The 26153-nt window shown below is 37.6% G+C and carries 38 protein-coding genes; 1 reads left to right on the top strand and 37 read right to left on the bottom strand.

Features of this window, described 5'->3' with window-relative positions:
• Position 1 precedes the first annotated feature (1 nt).
• The 5 genes from NFS22_RS05790 to NFS22_RS05770 are packed head-to-tail and all read right to left on the bottom strand — an operon-like array spanning position 2 to position 2795.
• A complete protein-coding gene (locus NFS22_RS05790; RefSeq protein ID WP_251316775.1) occupies positions 2–532 on the bottom strand; it encodes a deoxynucleotide monophosphate kinase family protein in 531 nt (176 codons plus the stop codon).
• Position 533: 1 nt separating this feature from the next.
• Positions 534–1055, bottom strand: coding sequence for an HNH endonuclease (locus NFS22_RS05785; protein ID WP_251316774.1), 522 nt, complete (start codon positions 1053–1055; stop codon positions 534–536).
• Entirely contained in the window at positions 1039–1725 is a 687-nt protein-coding gene (gene thyX, locus NFS22_RS05780) for an FAD-dependent thymidylate synthase (protein WP_251316773.1), read from the bottom strand. Before thyX ends, NFS22_RS05785 begins: the two co-directional genes overlap by 17 nt.
• 30 nt (positions 1726–1755) lie before the next feature.
• Positions 1756–1923, bottom strand: a complete 168-nt coding sequence (locus NFS22_RS05775; RefSeq protein ID WP_251316772.1) for a hypothetical protein — start codon at positions 1921–1923, stop codon at positions 1756–1758.
• Positions 1924–1937: 14 nt separating this feature from the next.
• Positions 1938–2795: an adenine nucleotide alpha hydrolase family protein gene (locus NFS22_RS05770; protein ID WP_251316771.1), complete on the bottom strand. Its 858-nt coding sequence runs from the start codon at positions 2793–2795 to the stop codon at positions 1938–1940.
• Between the two features lie 344 nt (positions 2796–3139).
• Here NFS22_RS05770 and NFS22_RS05765 point away from each other — a divergent pair, with 344 nt between their 5' ends.
• On the top strand, positions 3140–3412 hold the full coding sequence (locus NFS22_RS05765) for a hypothetical protein (RefSeq protein WP_251316770.1): 273 nt from the start codon (positions 3140–3142) through the stop codon (positions 3410–3412).
• Positions 3413–3469: 57 nt separating this feature from the next.
• Here the strand turns inward: NFS22_RS05765 and ligA are convergent, their stop codons facing one another.
• From ligA to NFS22_RS05605, 32 genes are all read right to left on the bottom strand, one after another.
• Positions 3470–5449 carry an NAD-dependent DNA ligase LigA gene (gene ligA / locus NFS22_RS05760; protein WP_251316769.1) on the bottom strand — a complete coding sequence of 660 codons (1980 nt, stop codon included), beginning with the start codon at positions 5447–5449 and terminating at the stop codon, positions 3470–3472.
• An 83-nt stretch (positions 5450–5532) separates the two neighbouring features.
• Positions 5533–6006 carry an ERCC4 domain-containing protein gene (locus NFS22_RS05755; protein ID WP_251316768.1) on the bottom strand — a complete coding sequence of 158 codons (474 nt, stop codon included), beginning with the start codon at positions 6004–6006 and terminating at the stop codon, positions 5533–5535.
• A gap of 283 nt (positions 6007–6289) precedes the next feature.
• On the bottom strand, positions 6290–6613 hold the full coding sequence (locus NFS22_RS05750) for a hypothetical protein (RefSeq protein ID WP_251316767.1): 324 nt from the start codon (positions 6611–6613) through the stop codon (positions 6290–6292).
• Between the two features lie 245 nt (positions 6614–6858).
• On the bottom strand, positions 6859–7194 hold the full coding sequence (locus NFS22_RS05745; protein WP_251316766.1) for a hypothetical protein: 336 nt from the start codon (positions 7192–7194) through the stop codon (positions 6859–6861).
• Positions 7184–7468 carry a hypothetical protein gene (locus NFS22_RS05740; protein WP_251316765.1) on the bottom strand — a complete coding sequence of 95 codons (285 nt, stop codon included), beginning with the start codon at positions 7466–7468 and terminating at the stop codon, positions 7184–7186. The genes NFS22_RS05745 and NFS22_RS05740 overlap by 11 nt, the downstream gene beginning before the upstream one ends.
• A gap of 5 nt (positions 7469–7473) precedes the next feature.
• Complete coding sequence (locus NFS22_RS05735) at positions 7474–7755, bottom strand: hypothetical protein (protein WP_251316764.1); 282 nt, start codon at positions 7753–7755, stop codon at positions 7474–7476.
• A gap of 12 nt (positions 7756–7767) precedes the next feature.
• Positions 7768–7968, bottom strand: coding sequence for a hypothetical protein (locus NFS22_RS05730; RefSeq protein WP_251316763.1), 201 nt, complete (start codon positions 7966–7968; stop codon positions 7768–7770).
• Between the two features lie 12 nt (positions 7969–7980).
• Positions 7981–8139, bottom strand: coding sequence for a hypothetical protein (locus NFS22_RS05725; protein WP_251316762.1), 159 nt, complete (start codon positions 8137–8139; stop codon positions 7981–7983).
• A gap of 15 nt (positions 8140–8154) precedes the next feature.
• Positions 8155–11457: a PHP domain-containing protein gene (locus NFS22_RS05720; protein ID WP_251316761.1), complete on the bottom strand. Its 3303-nt coding sequence runs from the start codon at positions 11455–11457 to the stop codon at positions 8155–8157.
• A complete protein-coding gene (locus NFS22_RS05715) occupies positions 11458–11661 on the bottom strand; it encodes a hypothetical protein (protein WP_251316760.1) in 204 nt (67 codons plus the stop codon). It abuts the gene before it with no gap.
• Positions 11662–11673: 12 nt separating this feature from the next.
• Positions 11674–11964: a hypothetical protein gene (locus NFS22_RS05710; RefSeq protein ID WP_251316759.1), complete on the bottom strand. Its 291-nt coding sequence runs from the start codon at positions 11962–11964 to the stop codon at positions 11674–11676.
• 129 nt (positions 11965–12093) lie between these two features.
• On the bottom strand, positions 12094–12450 hold the full coding sequence (locus NFS22_RS05705; RefSeq protein ID WP_251316758.1) for a hypothetical protein: 357 nt from the start codon (positions 12448–12450) through the stop codon (positions 12094–12096).
• Between the two features lie 142 nt (positions 12451–12592).
• Positions 12593–12970, bottom strand: coding sequence for a hypothetical protein (locus NFS22_RS05700; protein ID WP_251316757.1), 378 nt, complete (start codon positions 12968–12970; stop codon positions 12593–12595).
• A 15-nt stretch (positions 12971–12985) separates the two neighbouring features.
• Positions 12986–14107, bottom strand: a complete 1122-nt coding sequence (locus NFS22_RS05695) for a PD-(D/E)XK nuclease family protein (RefSeq protein ID WP_251316756.1) — start codon at positions 14105–14107, stop codon at positions 12986–12988.
• A gap of 32 nt (positions 14108–14139) precedes the next feature.
• Entirely contained in the window at positions 14140–15093 is a 954-nt protein-coding gene (locus tag NFS22_RS05690; protein WP_251316755.1) for a hypothetical protein, read from the bottom strand.
• A 102-nt stretch (positions 15094–15195) separates the two neighbouring features.
• On the bottom strand, positions 15196–15915 hold the full coding sequence (locus NFS22_RS05685; RefSeq protein WP_251316754.1) for a hypothetical protein: 720 nt from the start codon (positions 15913–15915) through the stop codon (positions 15196–15198).
• Positions 15916–15926: 11 nt separating this feature from the next.
• Positions 15927–16472, bottom strand: coding sequence for a LemA family protein (locus tag NFS22_RS05680; RefSeq protein ID WP_251316753.1), 546 nt, complete (start codon positions 16470–16472; stop codon positions 15927–15929).
• Between the two features lie 24 nt (positions 16473–16496).
• On the bottom strand, positions 16497–17972 hold the full coding sequence (locus tag NFS22_RS05675) for a DnaB-like helicase C-terminal domain-containing protein (protein ID WP_251316752.1): 1476 nt from the start codon (positions 17970–17972) through the stop codon (positions 16497–16499).
• A 5-nt stretch (positions 17973–17977) separates the two neighbouring features.
• A complete protein-coding gene (locus NFS22_RS05670) occupies positions 17978–18484 on the bottom strand; it encodes a hypothetical protein (RefSeq protein ID WP_251316751.1) in 507 nt (168 codons plus the stop codon).
• Positions 18485–18496: 12 nt separating this feature from the next.
• Positions 18497–19636, bottom strand: a complete 1140-nt coding sequence (locus tag NFS22_RS05665; RefSeq protein ID WP_251316750.1) for an AAA family ATPase — start codon at positions 19634–19636, stop codon at positions 18497–18499.
• Positions 19637–19655: 19 nt separating this feature from the next.
• A complete protein-coding gene (locus tag NFS22_RS05660) occupies positions 19656–20804 on the bottom strand; it encodes a hypothetical protein (RefSeq protein WP_251316749.1) in 1149 nt (382 codons plus the stop codon).
• Between the two features lie 15 nt (positions 20805–20819).
• Entirely contained in the window at positions 20820–21389 is a 570-nt protein-coding gene (locus NFS22_RS05655; protein ID WP_251316748.1) for an HD domain-containing protein, read from the bottom strand.
• Complete coding sequence (locus tag NFS22_RS05650) at positions 21389–21640, bottom strand: hypothetical protein (protein ID WP_251316747.1); 252 nt, start codon at positions 21638–21640, stop codon at positions 21389–21391. The genes NFS22_RS05655 and NFS22_RS05650 overlap by 1 nt, the downstream gene beginning before the upstream one ends.
• 17 nt (positions 21641–21657) lie before the next feature.
• Positions 21658–21963, bottom strand: coding sequence for a hypothetical protein (locus tag NFS22_RS05645; RefSeq protein WP_251316746.1), 306 nt, complete (start codon positions 21961–21963; stop codon positions 21658–21660).
• A 35-nt stretch (positions 21964–21998) separates the two neighbouring features.
• Positions 21999–22343, bottom strand: a complete 345-nt coding sequence (locus tag NFS22_RS05640; protein ID WP_251316745.1) for a DNA cytosine methyltransferase — start codon at positions 22341–22343, stop codon at positions 21999–22001.
• Positions 22344–22371: 28 nt separating this feature from the next.
• On the bottom strand, positions 22372–22872 hold the full coding sequence (locus NFS22_RS05635; RefSeq protein ID WP_251316744.1) for a DNA cytosine methyltransferase: 501 nt from the start codon (positions 22870–22872) through the stop codon (positions 22372–22374).
• A 3-nt stretch (positions 22873–22875) separates the two neighbouring features.
• Positions 22876–23277, bottom strand: a complete 402-nt coding sequence (locus NFS22_RS05630) for a hypothetical protein (protein WP_251316743.1) — start codon at positions 23275–23277, stop codon at positions 22876–22878.
• Positions 23278–23288: 11 nt separating this feature from the next.
• Positions 23289–23495 (bottom strand): hypothetical protein, encoded by a 207-nt coding sequence (locus NFS22_RS05625; protein WP_251316742.1) that lies wholly within the window; start codon positions 23493–23495, stop codon positions 23289–23291.
• A gap of 10 nt (positions 23496–23505) precedes the next feature.
• A complete protein-coding gene (locus tag NFS22_RS05620; protein ID WP_251316741.1) occupies positions 23506–24543 on the bottom strand; it encodes a phosphoadenosine phosphosulfate reductase family protein in 1038 nt (345 codons plus the stop codon).
• A gap of 97 nt (positions 24544–24640) precedes the next feature.
• On the bottom strand, positions 24641–24796 hold the full coding sequence (locus NFS22_RS05615) for a hypothetical protein (protein WP_251316740.1): 156 nt from the start codon (positions 24794–24796) through the stop codon (positions 24641–24643).
• A 9-nt stretch (positions 24797–24805) separates the two neighbouring features.
• Entirely contained in the window at positions 24806–25333 is a 528-nt protein-coding gene (locus tag NFS22_RS05610) for a sugar-phospahte nucleotidyltransferase (RefSeq protein ID WP_251316739.1), read from the bottom strand.
• A complete protein-coding gene (locus NFS22_RS05605; protein WP_251316738.1) occupies positions 25330–26049 on the bottom strand; it encodes a DNA-methyltransferase in 720 nt (239 codons plus the stop codon). The genes NFS22_RS05610 and NFS22_RS05605 overlap by 4 nt, the downstream gene beginning before the upstream one ends.
• Positions 26050–26153: the final 104 nt, after the last annotated feature.

The following is a 26153-nucleotide window of genomic DNA, read 5'->3' as shown; positions in this document are numbered from 1 at the left end:
TTTAACCTCCGATAGTTTTTAGAATCTCTGAAACTTGTGCTTCGAGATTGTCCAATGTGGAATCATTGACGATATAACAATCTGCATGGTAATTATCCATTGCTGTTTCAGAAGGATGATTTAACTGCTGCTCTGTAAGACCAGAATCACAGTTCGGGCGGGTAATTCTTACAAGGCGTACATCAAAATTGCCATCCTTAAAACATTCGATCTCATTAGGAAAACGACAGTCAGGAATCAGGACATAATCCCATTCATCAGGAAACAGTGTCAAAACTTTCTTGATAAAATCTGTCCAGAAATTCGGTTCTTGTGTTCGGATAACATCTGTACCAACATACTGAAGAAGTGTTCTTCCCTTTTCGTCTTTCTGCCTATCCCAATCAAAGAATTTTTCGCAGATATACTTCAGCAAATCACCAAAATGAGTTACCAATACTCGGTTCCCATGATCCTCAAGATGTTTCTTCAAAATACCAGCTAAAGTATCTTTACCATGCTGTGCCTTCCCGGAAATACAAACTACTTTCATATCAAACCCCCTTGCATTTCATAGTCATAATTGTCATAAGACAACGTTCATAATTGTTTCTTTCTTGATATGCCAATTCAGCGGTATCAAAAAGGCCGAGATTGATTTGTTTTCTATCAACTTTTACATAAGCTCGAAATTTACCTGTTCTGCAATCTAATGTAACGCCCTTATATCCAGTGCTGGAATTGCATGGCGCATTGCGATTTAATGAATTGATTTGACTATCAGCAATGCGCATGTTTTCACGTCTGCAATCCAATTTATTTCGGTTAATGTGATCAATTACAGTGTCTTTAGTTGTATGTGTAATATACTTATGAAGAAATATATCTTTTTTAGTAAATGGATTTTTACCTCTTGCGTATCCATGCTCAGTCTTGCGCCAGTAGATTTGTCTTACAAGTTTTACATCAGACTTTGAAATCAGCACATAATCACAAACAAAATTTGAATGCGGATAATACAATTCGACTTTGCAGTAATCGCCACAATCAATAATCTTATTAGTTCTCCTTGACACTCTCCAAATACTCCTGATAAATGTCATCAAAAACAACGGGAATCATCATCTTAAATGCCATTAAAAGTTGAATCGCAATCTCCCTCATTTGCGGGTGCGCTGCTGGAGCAGTACGCAGACGGAAGAAATGTCGCCACTCTCGAAGATTCATTGTGACACAAATTTCTGTCTTTGTTGAATTGTTGAGAACAGAACGTGCAACTTGCGGCGTTGCTCCAAGTTCAATCATTCTGTTATAATGCTTCTCAGCATCAAGACAAGCCTGTACCCATTCATCATAAATAGCCGTGAAAGTCTCTGCGTTAAGCTGGCTGACCTTCGGATCAAGCTCCATGCCGCCCTTAATATCGATATATGTAATCTCGCTACCAAACTTATCCTTAGAATAATTACAGTAACGAGTGCTTTCTTGTGCATAACTTGCAATACGATGGCGAACTTCCTCGTGAGATACGCCACGATCATTTGTAAGTCGAACGGTTACATTGTAGTGTTCAATTACAGCTTCATGTCCACTCTTAATAATGCGCTGTGCAAAACCGAAACAGGAATCGTCAGTAATCTTATCCTCACTCTTATAGCAAGTACGTCCAACTTCCTCAATCGTCTTTAAAATTTCCGTTCCATCAATGGGGGTAATAATCTCAAAGCTGGGTGAAACAATTTTCATAGAATTCCTCCTGACCAATTATCATTATTTTTATTTATCATTGCGATAAGCATCAAAGCAGAAATCACAAAGATAACCTTTACTGCCATTAGGCATTTTAATCTTGTGCATCGTGCCACGGGATGATCCGCATTCCATGCAGCGCATTTTGTTTTCACTCTTTGGTTTCTGTTCATTTTGCTTTTGCTTGCGATTCATTTTTCTTTTCCTTTCTATGATTTATTAATTGATGTTTCATACGGTATGCCTAAATAGTCCATTACTTCACGATAGCCAAGACCTCCTTCTTCTCTACTTTTCATTACGAATTTATATGTATTTGGTTCAATCGTTTCCAATCGCTGAATTCGATTAGGTTCATGCTCCAAATGACAACCAAACAGACACAACTTACATCCAGTATTATGTTCACCAGTAAATTCAAACTGCCCATTCTCTAACTTTGTGATACTTCCATAGGGAGGCGCAATAGGAATATTAAAATCATAAAGGTAACGAAGAACATCTTGCCGTGTCCAAAAGCCCATAGGCGTTGATTTACCATGTCCGTTCTTAAAAGCGTTACATCCCTTTTTGAGATATGCGTCTTTACGTATTTCGCTATCTTCAGCCAGCGTTCCGTATATTGGATTTGATTTCAATTCTTTATCTACAAGCCTGATTGGTTCTTTTTTTAAATAGAAGCAACATTTTTCACTTATATCAAATGGAGCCTCAATTAGTTTCCTCCATTTCTTAGGCAGCGTCCAAGCATTACAAACAGTATCTTTGCTTGTATAGCCAGTTAGATATAGGATTACCCCATTTCGCAAATGCAAAGAACGAAGATATTGCGTTGATTCAATTCCTTTATCTAAAAATGGTTCAATCTCTGAATAAGCAATATTGTTTGCTTTTAAATCTGCTTTAATATCACGAATCATCCGAGCGACTTTTTTGCTGGCTACAGGATACCCCTCTGTCCTAACTACATCAAAGAAAGTAATTTTACTGCGTACAATGTGCAAATCAATTTTTATATCATATTTCTGTTCAATATAATTACAAAAGAATTGGACGTGCTTTGGCATAGATGCAAACTCATTACTGGTATTGGCATAAACTACAGTCAATGGTTTGTTGTCATGCTGATCACGATGCAAAGACCAGAACTTTGCAAACATATCTAACAGAACTGAACTATCTGCCCCCCCCCGAAAATGAGAGGGAAACGTTATATTGGGTCTTTTGGCAAAACTCAAGGAACTTTGCAGTTGTCACTTGGAGCTTTGTATCGAACGGACGAGATTGCATTTTAATCAAGTCCTTGTTCGTGTAAATATAATTTCCCATTTAATTTCACCTTTCATGTTTACAATATGAGTTTCCTGTGTTATAATTACTTTGCCTAAATTGAGCAAAGGAGTTGATACCTATGGCTGAAACTGCCGAAAAAAGAAAAGTAATTCGCCGCCCTCCTGAAGAACGCATTGCTGAGATTGATGCAAAAATCAAGTCTCACAAAGAAGCAATTCAAAAGCTGGAGGAAAAGAAGAATTCCATTTTGAACCCCAAGCCTCGTACCTCTAAGGCCGCAAAAACAAAATTGCTGATTGCAAAGGCAAAAGAAGCTGGATTAACTGAGGAAGAAATTGATGCTCTGCTTGAAAAAGCGATTAGCAAGAAGGCGGCACAAGCTGAAGAATAAGGTTTTCTATGGTGGGATGTGTGTTAAGGCGCACATCCCGCTTTCTTATTAATCACCTTACGAAATCATTTTCAGAAAATCGTTCTCTGTTAAAATAGTTACTTCATATTGCTGTGCTTTTGAAAGTTTTGATCCAGCCTTTTCGCCAGCGATCAAGTAGTCAGTCTTTTTTGAGACAGAGCCAGATACTTTTGCACCAAGTTCTTCTAATTTGGCAGTAATGCTTTCCCGTGTGTAATGTTGAAGTGTTCCAGTCACAACAACCGTTTTATTGATAAAATCAGAATTTTGAATATTCCTTTCTTTTGGCTTCTGGATTTGGAGGACATTTAGCAAGTCAACATACATTCTTGTATTTGCAGTATCTTTAAACCATTGCTTAATGCTGTCAGACATTACCTGACCAAAATCATCAAGCAGCGTCCAGTCAAAATCCTGATTAAGCAAGTATTCAAACTGTTCTACATTGCCATTGCAATACTGCGAGATAGCCTTTGCTGCCGTCTTACCGATATTGGGAATCCCAAGAGCAACAAGGAATTTATCGAACGTAACTTTTCTGGAGTTCTCAATCGCATTCCACAGCTTGTTATATGACGCAACGCCAAATCCATCCATCTTTACGATGTTGGCTTTATACTGGTTTAGCCGATAAATGTCTGTGAAAGTATCAAGCCATCCGCATTCAATAAACCGCCCTAAAGTAGCCTCAGACAGTCCATCAATATTCATAGCTGGTTTACTTACAAAGTGCTCAAATGCACCGAGCTTCTTCCCATCACAATTTGGATTAACACAATATACAGTATCGGTGTTATTAACATGCTCAACCTTAATAGGCTGACCGCAGCAAGGACAATTTGTAGGATGTTGTACGCCAATCTTTTTTGCCCGATTTTCTCCAGACAGATTTTTATAAATTTGAGGAATAATCATATTTGCCTTATAAACTTCAATCTCATCACCAATATTTAAATCGAAGTCTATGAGGTAGCTTAGATTATGTACACTGGCTCTGGAAATCACAGTTCCTTCCAGTTCCACAGGATCAAAGATAGCAACAGGTGTAAGCTGGCCTGTTCTGCCAAGTGACCATTCAATTTCACGAAGAATTGTCTTTTCTCTTTCATCCTCGAACTTAAAAGCAATTCCATCATTGTTATGATGTGATGTGCCACCTTTTTGTCGAGAATAAGAAATGCTGTCATACTTTACAACAAGCCCATCAATGGGGATTCCTTTTTCGATTGCTTTTCGCTTCAATGAATTAATTCCATCAGGAAGGGCAGAAAGTCCAGATACATCAGCGACATATGCAGTAGGTTTTTCAAACCCCAAGTCAATACAGGCCAAGAACTTGCTCTTTCGACTATCTGGATTCTCCGCAATATCATCCAATCCCTCAAGAACATCCCAAAGCATAAAATGAACATTTCGATTAGCACAAATTTTATTGTCCAGTTGTCGTACTGAGCCTGATACAAGATTACGTGTATTGGCATATGGCTTTTCGCCAGCAGGAAGGTTATCATTAATAAACTGAAAATCAGCCTTATAAATAATAGCCTCACCAACCACCCGTAGAAATCCTTGATACGGAATGGTAAACGGAATATTTTTGAACGTCTTTGCATTATGTGTAATATCTTCACCGATATAACCATCGCCACGTGTAGATGCCTGAACCAGCTTGCCCTTGTTATAAATCAATTCAACTGTGAGGCCATCATATTTAAACATCATCAAACATGGATTGGCTTGAATAAATTTAACAAGATCATTAATATCCTTAGTTTTATCAAGTGACAGCAGCGGAATATCGTGTTTTACTTTTGTCAGCTTACTTTTGACCACATGACCAACTGTTTGTGTTGGCGAATTTTTCAATACAATACCAGTTTCCTCTTCCATTTCTTTTAACTGATTAAATAGAGCGTCATATTCGGAATCCGAAATCAGCGGATTGGATTGGTTGTAGTATGCGTCACAACACTCATTTAACCTATCAACAAGAGACTGTACGGTTTGAATATTCATCTATCATTTCCTTTCTTTGCCTGCAATATTGACGGCTGGCCCACCTGTTATTATTATAGTTATAAATATTGTTATTGTCAGGCTTATCGCAATTTTTGTTTCAAAAAATATGTAAAGACACCATAGAGGAAATAGCCTGAATACTGCGGATCAGGCATGAACATCATCTGGAGGCCATAGCGATGATTAAAGGTGTGTAGACTGGCAAGATAAGCCTTTGCGGAAAACTTTGTATCATAATTCCCTGTAATAATGTCTTGATAGTTGGCATTTTCTACTAATAGATATTTGATACCGGGATATGTAGCCATTTCTTCCTCGAACCTTGCTCGTTGCTGCGAGAAGTTGCCACTCAGTTCCTCCAGCGATCCTTTACGTTCCACCATGATTTCCTTATCGAAAAACAAGTCACGGTCTATGTTGAGATCAGGATTTGCAGGAACATAAAAGCTATAGTCGCCATTAGATAATGCCTTTGTCTTATGTGGAATATGCTTTTTATCAAGCCAGTCAAGAATATGCTGATTCTTTTGCTCTCTGGTGTCAGTAAGAATCACAATAGATTTTACAAGCTGTTCAATTTCCTTGTCGGTATATTTATATAGTTCTAAAATGTGAAATCACCTCTTAACTGTTATTCTATGAATCGACTTTAATAATGCAGATATGTATTTTCCTTCATTTTGTAATGGGCATAATGGCATTCGATTTGGTCTGGTTTTGCCAGAGATAAGAGAAGATGATCTTAACTTACACCGTTGTACATCGTCATAAGCAAACGGACACACACTACATTTTGTTGGCATTTTATCAAGCCGTAAGATAGCACCCATAATCACCTCATACAATCGACAGGCCAAAATAAATTAAAGTGTTTGCTTTACTGTAAGGAATTCTTTTTTTACAACAATACCATGCAATCCATTTTGCGTTTTTCTTTGAATAACCTTGTTTTATCAGATTGCGAATAAATTTTTTGCGGCTCATTCTAAGATAGATAAATGTTCCAGTAATTGAATGGTTTTTACAAGCAGAAAATAAATATGTATCATCTTTATTAGGCTCAAATGTGATTTCAGGCATTTCAGCCATGCACAGAGCCTTTCCATCTAAGTAAAGAATGCCGCTATTTTTACCCACTAAAACTATACCTTCCTTTTCCATAAATTAATTTCACGGCAACATCTACGCATGAATTGTTTCAATCGTTGAATATCACCATTTCTATCTTCTCCATATTTATATATTACCGAATCTTTGCGTCTGATATATAGACATTTGTAGTACAATGATAAAGAACCATTATATCGACCAATATTATGCAAATTAGATTCTGCATAAATTATAAAGTCCAATATTGTATCAGAGGCATAATAACAGTCGATTTCTTTAATCTTAAATCTTACCATTTACTTATTCCTATTCAAAGCAAGATTAGCTAAAGTGATCTTTTTGATTTCTTCCCATCTGTTTTTAAATGAATCCTTAAATTCTACTGGAGGCGTATTGTGAAGAATCTGAATCACTCCCAACATATACAATGGAGTCATTTGTTCTGTAAAATCAGATTCAGGAATATCAGGAAAACTCAAATTTTGACATAGGATATTAAAATTCTCATCCATTCTTATCTTCAAATTGGTAAGGCCATTGTTGAATGTGATAGTATGGCTCTCATTCATAAAAAGATACTGAAGCAAAGTAGATATTTCACCAAGCATAAAGAGTTCATCTTTAGTTCTCATTTGTGCTATCCCTCGCTGCCCTCATTCTATTTGCCATTTCTGCACGTTGTTCATCAGATAATTGTCTTGGGAATCCAACCTTGAGCCATTTCTTCGGCAAACTATATTCAGCCCAATCCTCGCCTCTACGAACTACTGTAATATCTGGATAATCTGGCAACCTCTTATCTAATTTTCGTATAAGTGATCTATCATATGTAAAGATAGAAGCGGTCTTTTCTTCATTATTATAGTTAATGATTGTTTCCTGTTCGTATTTAGTAAGATTAGCCAATAATCTCACCGCCCATCAATTTCAATGAGTGTTTGACTGTTTGCATCATAGCAATAAGGCAGTCCATTAGAAGAATAGTATGCAGACATAAATCCATATCCTCCATAACCACTTTTCTCACGATAAACAATATAAACAATTTTTGTATTTGCATCATAATAAAGGTTGTCTCTGTTAGGAATCTCTGTCAGGCCAGCATTACTTCTAAAGTTCATTTCTTCCTGTGTACAAGCGCAAAGACTAATGCACAGAATGGCAGCAATCAGAAAGACAAAAAATTTTTTCATATTCAACTCTCCTTACTTTTTAAATAACTTCCCACATAAGGGACAATATTTAATTTCAACAATATCTTGTGTTGAGAACTTATCATAAGAATCCAATACCCTTGCCCTTAACATTCCCTGTCTGTTAAGGGCAATTTCAATACCGCTGTATTCAGATGTTTGATTTACAACAGAAAAATCATTTGAAGTAGCTTCACAATATGGACAAGTCATAAAATCCTCCAATCAGAAATTGTCATGTGCTACACAAAAATCCCAATCGTTATCATCAAAATGACACACTGGCTGTATTGCGTTGGCAACATTTTGAAATAATTTCTGTAAGGATTCATCAGATGCTTTCTCATCTGGAATTTCAACTTCAAACCAGAACTTATATCTCATTTTATACACCTTTCATCAATATCCATAAGGAACCCAAGTATCGTCATGTTTTTCTTCTCCTTCACGAACAAACGACCATTTTTTCAGTATACTTTCCTTATCCTGCTGGCTCTGCTGCCAGTCACCATTAGAATCCTTAGACCAGCGGCCTTCCTCAGAACATTCAATAGTCTTGATAATATCACCGACATTGATAGGTGCTTCATCATACTTCTTACGCCGAACCTTAACAACCTCAGTGCTGCCATCACAAAGACGATACAGTGTTAATTTAGGATTCTTGTATTTGCATTCATATTCCTGTACAAACGCATACTCTGGCGACATATCTGGCATACAAGTCTTTACATAACCGATATTGTCAAGTTCGTATTTCAAGCGCATACTAAATGGAATTTCAATATCTTCTAAGTCATACCAAATTTCATGTAATGCAGAATCAAAATCAAACTTTCTATATTGTTTTTCGGTTTCTTCTGAATACTTTTTGATGTATTCAATAAATTCAGTTGGAGGATTAGATTTGCTAAACTGAGAACGATCATAAAGTTTGTCGAGAATTTCAATAAACCTCTTAATTTTGCCAATGGAACCGAAGTCATCAAAGTATCCAATTTCAACCAGCGTATTAATTTTGCCGCTATTTAGATTCTTTTTCTTTTTAAGGTCTTTCCATAATTCATAGAAATTATCGTATTTCTTTTTGCCAAGAGCATACAGATCATTGGCACATCCCTGACTAAGCCCTTTAATAGACAACAAGGAAGGATAGATTGTATGATTCTCTGGATCGGCAACGAACTTTCTATTATCTAATCCAAACTTGTACTCTCCCTCTTGGATGCCAAAAGCACGATTCATTTCTTGCTTGAGTTCTGCCACCTTATCTTTCTTACCCTTATCAGAATAGGTCTGAAGTAAGACTTCATAAAACTCATAGGGATAGTGTGCTTTCAGATATGCGTTATACAGGCTATCCAGTGCCATACAATAAGCATGAGCAGAGTTAAAGCCATATCCGCAAGAGTCAGAAATGATCTGCCATACCCTTGCAGCGTCCTCTTCGGCTTTCTCCTTTGGCGTACCTTCCTCCATGATACGATCTCTAAATCCATTGATAAACCGTTCCTTTAGCGGACGAACCTTTTCAGGATGCTTTTTGGCAATGGCCTTAATAATGCCGTAGCATTCGTCAATGGGGAACCCAGCATAATTCAATGTATTCATAGTCTGTTCCTGATACAGAATAAAACTTTGCGGAAGTTCTTCTGTCTGAAGAATCTTATCAAATGCTGGAATGTCATAGGAAAAATCTTCACGATTTTCAAGTTTTGAATACATTGACTTAAATGCAGGACGAATAGCAGCAATAAAAGCTGACAACTCTGATACATTCTTAGGACGATATTTCATGGACTTTCTGGTTGTAGATGCTTTCTCAACCTGATTTACGCCCATCGTATAACCATTAGCATAGATACCCCATACAAGCGGATCATTCTTAACCAGTTCCATCAGTTCATTTACAGTATGTGGCTTAATGCCAATTCGCTTGTAAATCATATCGACAAGCAAAACAACATCTACTTTCAGAATATCATTTTTCAAGAACTTATAATTCTCTGCGATAGCACCGTCAATAACGGCGGTCATATATTCTTTCTTGGTTGTTTCACTCTTACATTTGATTAGGCCAATCTCTTCACGAATGCTGCCGCTATATAGCAGATAGGCGCAAGGTGCTTTCTTCTTATCCATGATAATGCCCTGATACTTTTTACTGGCATCAATGTACGAATGATACTGCTCATCAACATAATCGTAGATGTTAACATCATCCTTTTCATCATCATCTGCATATTTCAAGGCTTCATCATACTTTTCAATCTGTGCCGAAATAGTATTAGCAAGATCGAAGTCCATGTTCTGCGCACGTGCATAAAGTTTGAATGCACTCTTTTTCTTACACGTACCGAAAGCAATCATGGGATAAGCATGATCTTTACCAAGAATCTGCTCCTGCGCTTCGGCTGCAATATCTGGTGTTCCCCAATTCAAGTCAATATCGGGAAGGCTCTTGGTTTCAAGAATACGACTCTTACTGATAAAACGCTCTGGATACAGCTTAATAGGACTTTGAAAGCGATCCACCTTAGAGAATCCAAGGAGAGTATTTGTAAAGTAACCAACTGAACTGCCACGCCCGGAATTTGTCAGAACGCCCCCCATCTCGATTGCTCGTTTAACCATGTAATAGTCAATCAAGAAGTAGTCTGACATATTGGTGTCCTTAATAACCTGAACCTCTGTCTTAATACCTTCAAAGTATTCATCATATTGTTCTGGCGGTACACCTTCCATATATTCTTTGAAAAGCCTTGTGATCAGCTTACTATATTCTTTATTGCGTTCCTCCTGTGACAACTTGGGTAACAACTTACCATCAATCTCGTGTTTGCCATCATATAAGGTAGGTAACTTAATATCCTTTGAAAAAATCGGATTAGGCTCACCATTTGACAAAACAGAGTAATCATCAAACTCCAGCAACAGATCAGTATTGTCCATTGCCTTTTGAATCTGCTCTTTGGTAAATACACCCTGCGTTAAGAACCTCTGCATGGTAGTATCATCATCAGGATAATCCATATACCACCCTTGCTCATCATCATAATGAACATTCTTGGCGGCAAGAATATAGTCACGTTCTTTTGATTGCTCTGGATAGATGTAGTGGCTATCCATTCCAACAATCATTTCAATGCTGTACTTTTCAGACAAGGCCAGAATTCGCTTATTTAAATTAATCTGCGGGTCTGTATTGTGATACTGAATCTCAAGAAATAGATTGCTCTTAAAATGGCTATGTAACTGGACAAGTAAATCTTCAATGTCCTCATAATGCCAGAACGCAATACAGGCCGTTGTTATCATTACATCATCTGCTGGTAAACTAAGCAGCAGTTCCATATCAACACGTGGACGGAAGTAGTAACCATCTTCATTCGCTGTAGAAAGGATGGAGTTAATTGCTCTCCGTCCATTTTCATTTTTAGCCAACAGAATAATGTGACCATTGGTACGATCCTTTTCGTGTCGATCTTTAACCCAATATGCTTCAGCACCAAAGATGAACTTCAAATCGTATTTTTTAGCTAACTCAAACGTTTCAAAATAATATCCCTGCCAACCATGTTCAACGCTGGATATTACTTTGTGGCCTAATTCAACAGCACGTTTCGCATAATCTTCATTAACTGCGGCTGAATCGGCAATGTAAATATTACTATAAGATGTATGTCTATGATAATTCTGCATTTATTCACCTCCAGCTTGTAACATACGAATAATCTCTTTATATAATTCTGCTGTATTAATTATTTCTGGATAATGTATTTCAGTTATGCCATCTTCTTTCATCTTCTCGACTTCGTTTATATATCCAGTTAAACATTCAATGATGAAATCTTTTCTTTTGTCCTCTGCTATACCATCTAAACTCCAACATTTTCGACTTTTCATTGTAATCACCCTTTAAATCCAAATAATATCTTCTTTTTCACCGTAATAATTTGGTTTAATCGCATTTTCAAAAATTAACTGATCAATTTCACGATCACACCAAAGTTTACAACATTTCATTCCTCTACTTGAATCGGAACAACGCCACCAACGAATTAATGTGCCATCTGACAATTCAGCAAAGATTTCGTTCTTGCTATAAACAGTCCTTATTACTGTTCCCTTATCGCACATCGTAACTATGGTCTGTAAAATAGCCCTTGCCTTTTCAAAATTATTTGTAACAATCGCCCAACGATTCATAGAACTCCTTCTTTCTTTATCATCACAACAATCACATCTGGATAAATAGCTATGGCATTTTTTGTGATCTAAACTACACGTAGGCCAGTCTAAACCAAGCATCCAATCTCCGGGCATTTTATCTCTCCCTTACTTTTTACCTATGTAATTCAACAAATCTTCTTCGCTTTTAATTGTTTTAGTTAGTCCATCATTCTCCCACACATAAACAGGCTTATTCATAGAAATAGCTTGTCGAATGCGATTTGAAGTAGACTTACCTATATGTTCTGGTGTAACTACCACACACAAATCACAAACCAACAATTTTTCATAACACATATCATCTAACAAATCTGGATATTGTTTGTATGTTTCAAAACAGTAAATTGCTGGAGCGAAACAAATATATCCTTGCTTTGTCAACTCAATTTCGACATGACGGAATTGCTTTTCATGTTCTCTTGTAATCCCAAGCAAATGTGCAACTTTATATTTACCAAACATCTAAAATCTCACCGCCTCATGCTTTGCAACTGTAATACCAAATACTTTATATCTGGTATAGAATCCGTCATTCTGGATAGTGACTGCTCTTTGCAACCACTCCCATTTTGATAAAAGAATTTTTCTGTATAACCACATAAAATCAGCCTTTCACATCCATTTTTGCACCACAATTAGGACAAAATTTAGGTTGCCAATCAGCCCAAATATCAGCATCAAGACCAGAAAATTTATCCATTCCACATATAGGACAGATTGATACTCCGTTTTCCCATCTACCATGTACTGTTGAAGTATTTGTTTCAACCTTAACTACCTTATAAGAAGATACACGCATTGTTTCTTCATAACGCCAATCATGTTTGCTATCAACTGTCTTAATAACAACCATTTTATCTGTTAGCTTTTCAATTTCGCCTAAATACAAAGTTGAACTTGTGCGCTTATGGGATAAAGCAACAACTTTATCCCCAATATTCAATTCTTGTCCTAAAAAATCTTTTATAATATTCACCTTCATTCAAAATCGTTTTCACTAAAACAAATCTGCATCCTCGTCTTTATCCAGTTTTCGCAAAGCCCACTGATCGTTAAATCTTTTGACGTGAACACAGGTATTACGGAAATTGCACAGATTATTGCAGAAGAATGTATCTTCCACTTCATTACCATTGCCATTAATACGGGTGAACTGGCGGGGAGGCCACTGGCTTTCATCATTACGATCCAATGACTCAAACAAATCTGCCATTCGATTCAAATAGTCAATCGTTTCCTGTCGCAGTTCATCGGTAATCTCATATCGCCGTACATAAGGCTTAACTGTATATCGCTCCTGAACCTCTGGCGGCAGGACATCTAAAGAATTTGCTTGCAGCGCCTTTTTGTACATAATCTCAATATCCAGTTCATCATAACCAAGTTCCTCAAGGTCACGCTGAATATGATCCCTAAGTTCGTAGATCAACTTACCACGATTCAAAACTTTCACAATTTCAGTCTTATTCTTAGAATTAGACCGCTTCTTGCCCATGAATTTAACTTCACAGTATTTCAGCATAATCCAAGAAACATCCCGAACTGTAAATCCTTCAGCTTCTTTCGCCAGAGCATAGAACACAAGCTGCCGCCCATGATGTACCAATTCAGCCGCCTTAAAGTCAGTAGACGTTTTCCAATCGTAGATTGAAATTGTCCCATCAGAATTTTCACGGATCAGGTCAATATAGCCCTGTACATAACGATCATCAGAAAGAGGATAGATAACCAATTCCTCTGTCTTAAATGTGCCGTTTGGAGGCTGGAACGTGCTACAGAAATGTTTCATATCAGCAATCCAGTTGTTACGGATAGTATCATTGCCCTTAAAGTCCTTGGGAAATTCAACGCCAAGCATATCCAAGTCCAAGAGTTCTTCATTAAGTGTGGTTGGCAACTCTGCGGCGGTTGCTTTGCCATTAATAATTTCCTCCAGCTTGTCATGAATCTTAGTTCCCAAAATTCCATAAATACCATTCGTACCCTTTTTGTGAAGGATATATGTATTAAATGCTTCAAACAAACATTCCTCGATTGTATTGCACTTTGAAATACTATATACATTTTTACCAGCATCAAACAATGCCTGAAGCCGTGGGTCTTTTTCACGTTTTGCCATTTATGCACCTCTCTAATTATAAAGATTGTTATTTACAGCCATACAACATGACTTTTTATAAGTTCTGTAAATGCCGCCTTGCCTAAATCGGATGGGCTGGCCTTACTTCCTTTTGGCAGTATCAAATTTTCTCGGTCAAATACATAACCAACATGGTTTTGAAATACTGCATTATTTAAAATCAATTTTTGAGCCTGTAACCTTATCTGTTCCTCTTCCAGTCCCTCATCATAGGCCAGAATAATCTTTGAAGTCATCAATGCTTTTAAATGCTTTGCCTGAATATCACTTACATCACAACCGCAAGTAGCCAACCCTATATAGCTGCCCATAGAATGAAGCTGCTGAACAAATTTTTCTGATTCACCAACCACTACAATATTCTTTTGCTGGATAGATTCATAGTTGTGATGGTATCCATAAAGGGTAAGGCTGCGTGAGCATGGAATGATCGGCAACCAACGTTCGTCTTTGGAGCATTTGCTATCATTCAATCGCCCCATGATCCCACATAGCTTACCATCTAAAGTATACTCAGGAACAGTAATCCGCAGCGACTCTAAATCAAATCCGACATTGAAGTGTTCTTGTGTTTGAAAACTGATTCCATCCTTGAAAAACATCAAATTATATTTGCCAGTATATTCATCAAGAATAGATTCATCATATGTAGCCATTGAATACTCTGGTTCTTGAATTTCTTTCATCAAGCCTTTGTAAAACCCGCCAAATGGATACCTGATCTTTTTACTGAATTGACTTTTTTCAAGCCCAAGTGTTTCAGCAATATATTTCAATGCTTTCGGAAATGACAAATCTTTAGTCTGCATAACAAGAGAGTACAAATTCCCATGTGCATTGATTGAAAACCCATCGAACTTCAAAGTATCAAGTTTTAATCGCATTGCTGTTGGATTATGCCCATCCTCACGACTAAAACGCAATTCATTCTTTTGATTTCTGTAAGTGATCTGCGTATAGTCCATAGATTCAAGGAGGACGATACAGGCATCTAAATTGTTAGATAAGTAATTGGACAGCGATAGTGCATTTACTATAATACCGCCCTCCTTTCAATCTACAACCGATTATCCTTCAAGCCACTTGTTATCCAAGTAGTAAAATCCATATGTAGCAACACCAATCAAGATGATCCAGAATATCCAGAAAATGACCAGTTGTATTTTTGTTTCCAAATGCTCTATTGTCTTATCTATTGTCATATCATTGTAAAACGAAGTTTGCGAAATAGTATTATCACTCAAATTTGCAAACAATGTACCTGTGTACGAAATATCAGAACCATAATATTTATCTCTCAAATTTGAAGAAATTTTAATTGTAGTGATATAGTTCTCTGGAAAATAGTCAATAATACCATATGGAAACTCTACACCAAGATATGAAATGGTTGTTGCGTTGCGATATTCTCTACCAATGGCATCCCATGTCCAATACACTTCTGTTCTTGTATGGGTTTTACCATTTGAATCACGTGTTGTTACTGTACGAGTGTGCCGTGTATAACGTTCAGTAACCTTAGTCATGGAACCATATAGGCCATCGACTTCAGGATAAGAAACAGGATCAACCGCAGCCAGATCACCATGCACAAACGCATTACCAACATTTGTACGTATACCATACCTAAACAATTCAGGATCGTCATTAATCTGAAGCGCAGTATTGTATTTCTGGTATTGCTCCATCAAACTGTCATTAATTTTGTCAGACAAAACAATACCAATAACAAACATAATACAGATTAATGCAATACTAAAAATAACTTCTCGCTTTGTGATTTTCATATTAATTACCTTTAACCAAAAAGATTAGATGGAGCATCCGAAGAAACATTGTAGTCAAGATATGTATAATCCATAAGCTGATAACCAAGCATATTCAAAATCTGCTTGTTAGGAAACTTCCGAACATACTGGTTATAATTCTTCACCCAAGTATTAAAATTACTACGATAATTTGCAATCAAATTCTCTGTGGTAGCAAGTTCATTCATCAGTTCCTTATAGTTCTCACTACTTTTCAGATCAGGATACGCCTCGGCAACGGCCTGAATCATCATCTGAATCTCCTGAACACTTTCGTCTGAAGAACTACCACGCTGCCCAATTACATCCATAAGTGTCTGATACTCATGCTCGTCATATGCCTTAACACAATCAACCAAATTAGGAATCAAATCAGCCCTGCGCTTCTCCTGAACCTTAATCTCGGACTGTGCTGTATTAATCTGTTCCTCAAGCGAAATAGCCTTATTCTGTACGCCCTGAAAAGCAAACACAAACAGCAGAATTGCAGCAACAATTACAGCAATACCAATCAAAACAGACTTATAATTTTTCATATAATATATTCCTTCTTTCTAAATTTACTTATGTTCATTAAACACTGAGCAATATCCAATCTCTTTCCACCGATTGAACCGACCATTAAACTCATAAAGAACCTGAATTTTGTCATCATCATTTCTGGTCTTATCAAGAAAAGCAACAATATATTTCTTTTCTTTGTCCAATGGAATAAGTTTACGAACACTTGTGTATTTACCACTTTCATCTTTCTTTAGCTGGTATGGTTTTACATCAAACTTCTCGCCCGGAAATTCATCGTCCCATAATGGCCTTGCATAAACCATTTCTGAAAAAACTTCCTTGATTTGCTTTGCATTAGAAAGACAACTGGCATCCAGATACCGCTTATTCAAAGTATGTAAAGCAAGCTGATAAGTACAAATCAGTGAAATATTTTCACGGCTTGTAATTTGAAATAGCTTACGACTATGAATCAAAAGCTGCTGCCACATAGCGTCATCAATCTCATCCTCAGATTTCATTGTGTCAAACATTACAACCTGATAACCGAGTTTTGCCAGCTTCTTAATAATCCGTTTGACCTTATTCATATCATTGTCGAATAGCTTAACAAACTGGATGTTTGAATATTTCTCTTTAGAGATAGCTTTGGCCTTACGGAGCATCTGCCATTGCTCATCAGTGAATTTACCCATCTTCAATTTCTTTCGGGTCAATCCCCAATAATCAAGTTCAGTAGTAAGGATATGCACAAGTAGAAGCTGCTTAAAATCTTTTGAACGTTGTTCATTGCTGATAACGGCACACTTCGTACCATCCTCTGTCATTGGTAGGATCATATTCTCAAACACAAATGAAGTCTTACCAACGCCACTGTGACCAGCAAACATATACATATCGCCAAGCGGAGTGCCAAGCGTTAAATAATTCAGAATAGGACAATGCGCACCATAGCTAATGCCTTGCGCCGATCCATCATTGCATTCAGTAAGGAACTTTTCATCAATCTCCAACGTTTCAATTTCAATATCATGTGTATTCTTAATGCTTACACTATTTAAAATGTAATCAAAATAATCGTACACTTCTTGATTTGTCATTTTAGAGAACCGATCAATATTGTCTAATACAGGAAACCCCTTATCATACAAAGTCATCAAAGTATTCATCTTCGCAACCTTGTCATAATAAGCATCAACGTTTTCTGGATTCACCAAAGAACAAAGTTCACTTACTGTAGCATAACCGCCAAGTTCATCAAAGTGCTTTTTAACTGTCGGTTTACCTTCCAAAAAAGTATAAATGGTAACATTGTCAAAAGACTTAAAGCCTTGATTGAACATCTGGCGACCAAGCGAAAAGTAGAAAACACCATCATCTGTTTTCAATGTCTGATCTTCATTTGCATTAACACGCTGAAAATCGTCATACAAATCAGGTTGTTTCCATAAACAGAAAACGAATGTAGCTTCTGCGCTATCTCGACATTTAATCAGTTCTTCAGGATACTTTTTTAAATCTATGCCAATCACCCTCCTTAAAACTCATCATCGTTGAGAAAGCTACTAATATCCTTTCCACGGGTTTTTGTCCCAATGCTGGATAAATCGCCACATTCAATTTCAGTTGATTTTGTTATATTCTCTTGTTTCTTTTTGCGTTGGAACTCTGCATTTACATCTGCAATAGAACTTTTGATAATCGCAAACATATATGCTATCTTGTTGTATTCAGCGGAGAACTGTTTATGTTCCATCTGATAATGAATGTCAGAGGCACATCGTTTGAAAGTTTCTAAAATTACATCATCATCATAAAATGATAGTTCATTTAACTTTTTGGGGAGGGAGGTAGGAAATGGTTGCCCATTTCCATACCTTAAAAACTCCCGACAAACATAGTCAATCAGTTCTTTACGCTTGGCCTTTTTCATTTGGTTAGCATCATAAATTTCTTGGCTTTTATAATACTTTCCATTGATCTTTACAAATGTATCAGTAGTTCCTTTTTCACCTGTGATAGCACATTTGCATGGCCTCGCCATAAGTACCTCCTATTACTCTGCCTGATTCAGAACCTCAACAATGCTCTCCAGAATGGCAGTAGGAATATCATCAGAATTCTTGAAATTCAGAATGTTATTCTCAGCCATAATTGCCTTTACCTTTTTCTTAGTGGCAGCGGCAGCATCAGAGAACTTATTCTGAATCACACTCATAAGTTCTGCATTGCGTTCCTCGTCAATCTTGTTCTTTGCATCCTGCTCCAGCTTTTCAGCAACCTCGGCCTCCTTTGCTTTACGAGCGGCCTCCAGTTCCTTCTTAGACTGTTCAACGGTCTTGTCACCCTTGCTATGCTCGGCAAGAATAGCATCCGTCAAAGCCTTAATAAGAGCATCAGAATCAAGAGGAATCTGATCCACAATGTCAGCAAAACGAGACTTAGAATCGACACTATAATTATCATCACGGAAGGAAATACGGCGGGACTCGCTCATGACTTTGCCCTTAACTTCCTCCTGCTTAGTGACCACATTCTTCTTGCCTGTTTTCTGCTTAACAATCTCACGATCAATGTATGCAACTCCAAGGAAATGCAGCTTAGTCTTGAGCGCATTGAAATACCGCTGACTCATATTGGTAGTCAGAATGGAATAAGACTCACCAGTAATAGGATCGTCTACATCCTTCTTCTTTGTATGTCCAATGGCAATAAAGGAAACACCGACACTTTTCAGTTCCCACAGCTTATCAAGAACAATCTGAATGGCCTTATCCTCACCAGCCATGAACCCGCCAAATGCAGCCTTAATAGAACTAATCTTAGGCTTATCAGGATTTGCCCGATTGTGCATCCGAATAACCTCTGGCTCTGCGATCTCAAGTAACTGATCAAATGTATCAAGAACAATAACACGCAGTTCCTTATAATCAGTCAGCTTGTTTTCAATTACATCATCACAGAACTCCTTAAACGCAGACCAATCAGGAATCTTTTCAGACACAATACCATTGATGGCATCGTGACCATCTTCCTTGCCAATGTCGAGGGCAATATAACCCTCATCACCAGCCAGCTTCTCACAGACTTCCTTGATAACAGTGGACTTGCCGATACCACTTTCACCAATCAGACCAATGTTATATGCCAGAGGATCAATGCAAATCTCACGCTTCTTACCAAACTTTCTTGCCATTACACATCACTCCTTTCAATTAAAACAGGTCATCTTCATCAACGCCGTCATCCTTCTTTTCGTCCTCATCGAACGGCGGCTCATCGTCCTTATCAGACTTCTTTCCATTCTTTGAACTGTTCTTGGCCTCGTCCAGCGTTTCATCCTGCGGCGGTTGATAAATTCTTTCCTCAAACTCATCGCCCTTGTCCTCGGCCTCAAGCAAGCCGTCAGCGAAATCACCCTCCAGCTTCGGATCAAACAAACGGAACTCGTCAATGCGATCTCCATAGATATTGCCCTTGGGCTTGAAATCATCCAGTGTCTTAATGCCAAGTTCAATCTGTTCCTTCTGTGCATCGGTCAACATAGACTCATCAAAGTCTGCCTCTTCAGCACCACGCAGCAGAACCATTTCCCACGGAATATGAACCATAGCCTTGCCCTTAACCTTGATATACTTCAGCTTATAGTTAAGCAACTTCTTATGACGCTCATTCTCCATGTCATACTTTGCACCAGAGAACACAACCTGAATGGGAACATACTTGCGTCCCTCATCCTTGTTGATATACTGCTCAATATAACAATCCAGCGTAATCTTCTTATTCTCATCAAAATCAGAATCGTCAAAGCTATCCTTGTTATAGAACAGATCGGCAGTAATCATCAACCGACTCTTGCGCTCTTCCGGGGCAGCAAAGACATTCTGGATACGGAACTTACTGAAATACATCTTCTTCTTTGCATACCAATCACGGGTAAACTGGCCTGTAACAACCACACGCCCCTCATAATTGGGAAGATGCTCCTGCAAGTGCTTAATCATGTCATAGACGGTAATAAATTCCTGTCGCCCACCATGATCCTCACCAAGATCAACAATATACTTTCGATAACTGGCAACCTGAGAAACAATATCTTCATCAAAGCGATCATCCCAATTAACATCCAGCTTCTCGTTATCGGTATTCATTGTCTTAATAACGTCCTGCTTACTGTCAAAAGCCTCCACGAAAGCCATGTTAGAATCGCTTTCCTTGACACCGAACGTCATAGACAACATTTCACGCTTCTTGCCCTTATCATCCTTCTTAGTCATCTCCTTGCAGAAAGGACGCTTAGTATCTGCCTTCTGCTTGGGAATAACAGGTGTGCCAACAAAATTAAATCTTGCCTGATAACTCATCTACATCTCTCCTTTTTAATAACTTATTGCATCAAAATTAACTTCTAAGAATTTACGTGACGCAAGATAATCACACATATGTACAAACTTTTGAATCTTATCTGCGGGTTTAGGTAATACAGTTCTGGAATTTCGTGCTGTATTCCATTGACCCATATGTGAAGAAATAGCATTACGTACAATCTGCTCTTGCTCATCAGTTAGCTTAGAACATTCAAAATTACATTCCTTTACAAAGTCAGCAGCATACAAAGGATGTTCAAATACAGTATGCTTGCCATTGCCGCCACCCTGTTTCTTTCCATCATGCAGGATCAGACTCAACAGAATTAAATCCTGCTCTGTCTCTGAAAACTGCTTCTGGAACATTTCAAGGTTAAACAATTCATGCGCAACTGCAACCGCTGCTTTAGTATGGCGTACAAGGCCACCATCACCAAGAGCATAGGACGGATGATACTTGCCGCTGGATGAAGCAGGAACCGTAAAGAAATAATCGGGAAGATTATCTACACAGTACCTTGCAAACTGCTGAATACTTTTTGAATGAATCCAACTAATTTCATTTTCAAAACATTCTTTCATTAGTCCTCCAGAAAACTCTTAAATTTGCCAATGATCTTTGCGTTATGACCAAACTGCTGCTCCATTGAACCATCAATTCGATTCAACTCAGACTGATAAGTAGCAATCTCCTGACGTGTATCAGTAATCTTGTTATTGATAGCCTCCAAACGATCAATCGTACTTGTAATTAAAGATACTGCCCCCCCCGATTCTGCGACAAGGGCGTTCAACTGAGCCTCTTTAACGGTCAAAATATCACGACTAAACATTGTTTTCATTCTCCTTTTTAATTATTTGTAGTAGTTTCAGTTGTAGGATTCTCTGTGCTTTGCGCAGCCTTATTCTGGTTTTCAATGTTCCTCATACACATCTGCTTCAAAAGATTCAACTGCTTCTGAGGATTCATCTTACTTGTCTGTTTCAACTGTGACAACACAGTAACACACATAGTACGAATGCCAGACTGGACACCCAGCGTATAGGACTTACGCATCAAACTTTGGATTACCTTTTCTGTGTCTGTCATCTTGTCTTGCTCTGCTTCGGTAGGAATAGGATCAACACCACTCTCTAACTCTAAAACCTTTGCCATACATTACCTTCTTTCTTATTTGATTAGAAATATTGTTATAAGCCTTTAAAAATATGCTTTATAACCTCTTTTGTCCAGCCGTTACCACAAAGCGTTCTACGAACATTGTCAGAATATCCTTCAGTAAAACCATCTGGCAGCGTTTGTAATCGCTCATATTCAACAGGAGAAAGTTTTCGGATACGGCCTCGATCCCAAACTTTCTTTTCTTGATGACCGCCGCTAACACAAGTTAAAGTGGCACACTTGAAATCTGGATTATATACACGCTTCATTATGTCTAACCAATTATCTTGAATAGTTGCAATCACACGTTTGTCTTTACCATTAAAGATATATGGTTTATTGTAATAATCCTTTTCTGGTGCATCATCTATCATAATATCATGAAGAACAAGCGAATTAGATTCAGGTAAGGCGGCAATAGGAATATTGCTCCAATACAGACGTTTTCTCTCTTGTGCTGAAAATAAAGCACTGTCGATAAGTATAGGGTCTGCCCCCCCCCAAGGTTGCCGTAATGGTATCTTGATCGGCCTTGTTCTTAGGCACAACATTTTCAAGCATATACCATTTGGGCTTTATTTCCTGAACTGCTCTGGCATACTCAAAGAAGATACCAGACTTACCTTTAAGGCCAGAACAAACATCTTTATTCTCTTGCCGAAGTTTTGATAGGCTTTGGCAACACGTTCCTGCAATTACCAGATCAAAACCTTTGAACTGCGAGAAGTCTGCACCTATTACATCTCCATGATGCTGTACTTCCGGGAAATGCCGCTTGCTTAACTCGATTGCTGGAGCATAAATTTCATATGTATGGTATTCATCAACTGGTATCCCTAACTCCTTTAAAGCGAGTAAACCAGTTTCTAACCCGCCACAGATTGATAATACTTTTAGTCCCATTGTTCACCAATCCGTATTCTCCTGATATTCGTACGGGGTATGAACAAGTGCGTAAACTCGATTATCACCACGAAAGATAATATCCTTTAAATCTGCATCAGCAATTTTATAACAATCATTACCTTCAAGCTGATAAATCGGAATACCATGATTAACAGCTACAGCAATCTCATTAAAGACTCCATGCCCAATCATGCCAGACACCGTTGAAAATACCAGCGCATCACAGCCCTTAATTGTATCGTATGCTGATTGCAAAATTACCGACTCTGGCCTATCTTGTGGCAATGATGTACGAGGATTGATAATCTCGGCAGAATCGAATTTCTTTTTGATACATTCAAGTTCATAATCCTCAATCGGCGTACCATACTTCCAAACGTGATGAGCATAATAAATTTTCATTACATCACTCCTTAAATTTCTGTTTTAACAATCTTTTTATGACACCTTTTGCATTCACATGATACAATCCATTCTTCTCTTGAATAAATCGGATCACCACCATCATATACTCTATTTATTTCAACAAAATCATGCTGATTAAACGGACAAAGAATATTTTCTAACTCTCTAACACGATTTTGTAATTTAAAAATCTGCCGCTGTTTCTTGCCGAACATACAACCTCCGTCAAAATAATTTACAACCTTGTTCTTTAAAACTTTGTACTTGCTGATCCCATTGTTCTTTGCTCCAACCAAATTCTTTTATTAAGCATTTTTTGCATTTGAACTTCTGAATATCTCTACCAAACATTTTCATATTCATTGCAAGAATATTCTTATCTTTAAGTTTGAGCGGTTGGCCTCTGGTATTCAAACATCCATTTTCACAATATCTGTTAAAATACTTCTTTGCCACATCTTCATCTAACCCAGTATACTTTGCGTATTCTTGAACAACTTCATCTGTTGGCTCTTTACGATATACTCCACCAGTCCATGCTTTCATGATATACTCATCAATAGTGCAGTTCATAATGAGCCACTTGTTTTTCTCTATAAAGTCTTGCTTTAGAATATCTCTCCAGCGATTATAAAGATATGGATACCAAAACTTATCAAGAACCCAAGTGTATTTCGTGTAGTAAGGACAGGCAATACCGCAACCAACTCTTGTGTATCCATATTTATATTTTGGATTGACCTCAATGCCTTCGGAAAGTATATAAAGCCAAATGTCTAACTCAGTCCACTTACGAATAGGAAGAACACTAATCCAATCTCGATCACCCCACATAGGATTTTTAGTAACGTCATCATAATTTGACCGCTGGCTGCTTTCCTCATTACGGATACCGAATAGGAATAACAATTTATCATCTGCGGGGAAATAATCTACGGTTGGTTTTTCTTTAAAGTATGTACAACAAAATCGTGCAAATCTTGTTGGAATAATCCCACTATCATGAACATACTTGTAAAAACCTCCATGCTGCGGATCAGGATAAATATGCTTGAAACCATTTCTTTTTGCCATTTGATTGCTTTCTGCTACATCAAGTGTTGTAACATTGAAATAAGTCTCGCAACTTACACCAGCCTTCTTTACCAAATGGTGTACTACCATACTGTCTTTGCCAGTGGAATTTGTATTGACAATCTTTCTATCTGCACTTATACAATGCTCCTGTAATAATGAAAGACTCTCATGCTCGATTTCTTTCAAATGCTCTTGATTGCGACAAATGGTTTCATTCCACGACTCAAACTCTGTATATCCTTTATTTGTTCTATGCTTCTTCAAGGATAAATTCAGGTTATCATCAACCGTAATCCTGAACAGACAAACTATTTGCCCCCCCCCGCTTAAAGGCTTTCACAATATTATTATCAAGCCAAAAGGTATTTTCCTGAAACCAATCTGTATTACAACCATGACTTTTTAGAAATTGTATGTATTCTGAGAAAATGGGTTGCATCTTGACCTCCTATGTCTTTTTAATTTCTTCAAACACTATGGTCTTTGGAAGAATATCTTTACAAATATACACACTACTAAAAGGAGGATTTAAAGAAGGCTTCTGTTCAGAATAGTCTTTAAAATACGCAATTCGTCTATTCATATACATAATTTCAAAATCATTATGCTTGAACATATCAAACCGTTTTTGACTTTCAAAAATCCCAACAACTCCAACGAGCATAGCAAAAGGTTTTCCTATTTCAAAAAGTCTCTGCAAAACTTCTCCTTTTAAAGAATAAGGTGGATTACTGATTATGTAATCACATTTTGGAACATCAATTTCAAAGAAATCCTCCCCATTTGAAATATGAGTAGCAATCACGTTATAACCAAGGCGTTTAAACCTTTTAACAAATAAACTCTCACAGGTATCAAACGGGCACCAAATCGTTACTTCGGGGGGGGCAGGTAGATATTTTACAAGTGGTGTAATTGCATAATCTGGTGTGTAAAATTCGTCATTTCCACTACAAGCTACTTTATCCATTTTCATTGAATCACTCCTATTTCTTGATCTATTCGTTGACAGGCAATTTGATAATATTTTTCATCCAGTTCATAGCCGATAAATCTTCGGCCTGTATGTAATGCTGCCAATGCTGTCGATCCACCACCAATGAATCCATCAAAAACAATATCATTCGGTTTACTATTGTTTCTGATAAACAACTCCAACAAATCTGTTGGCTTTTCAGTTGGATGCACCAGCTTTGAGGAAGAAACCTTTGCACAATCAATAACATCGGCTACTCGCTTCTCTTGGAACAATGCTCTGCCCTTATGACCGAATAAAACCATTTCATACTTTGGCGCATACGATCCACGCAAATCGCCGCTACCATGATTGTTTTTGTTCCATATCAAGATATTTTTTAGATTGAAATACTTCTCAAATTCCGTCTTAAAGAATTCAATATGATGCCAACTACAGAACATATAGATCGCAGAATCATCTTTAAGAATACGATAATATTCACTTAACGCATCCTGAATAATCTGCTCTGCATTCTTATCATTTTGAATTCTATCAAATTTCTCTTTAACCACACGCCGATTACTTTTATAGTTAATGAGGTACGGAGGATCAGTTACAATCAAATCTACTGATTTAGCTGGCATATGCGACATACCATCAATACAATCAGCGTTGAAAATAACGTTGTCTCTCAGCTTACCGTTTTCAAATGGTTCTGCTTGCCCCCCCCCCAAGTTTGGGTAATCTTGTTCATACCGTTCTCCATGTTAAAATACTGGAACGAGTTCAGGATGAGGTGAGCAACAGGCCAACACACAAGCCACAATAGCTGCACAAA

The sequence above is a fragment of the Flintibacter muris genome, from assembly GCF_943192995.1.
GTDB lineage: Bacteria > Bacillota > Clostridia > Oscillospirales > Oscillospiraceae > Lawsonibacter > Lawsonibacter muris.
Note: the sequence above shows the minus strand (reverse complement) of the source record. Positions and strands in the feature narration are given on the sequence as shown.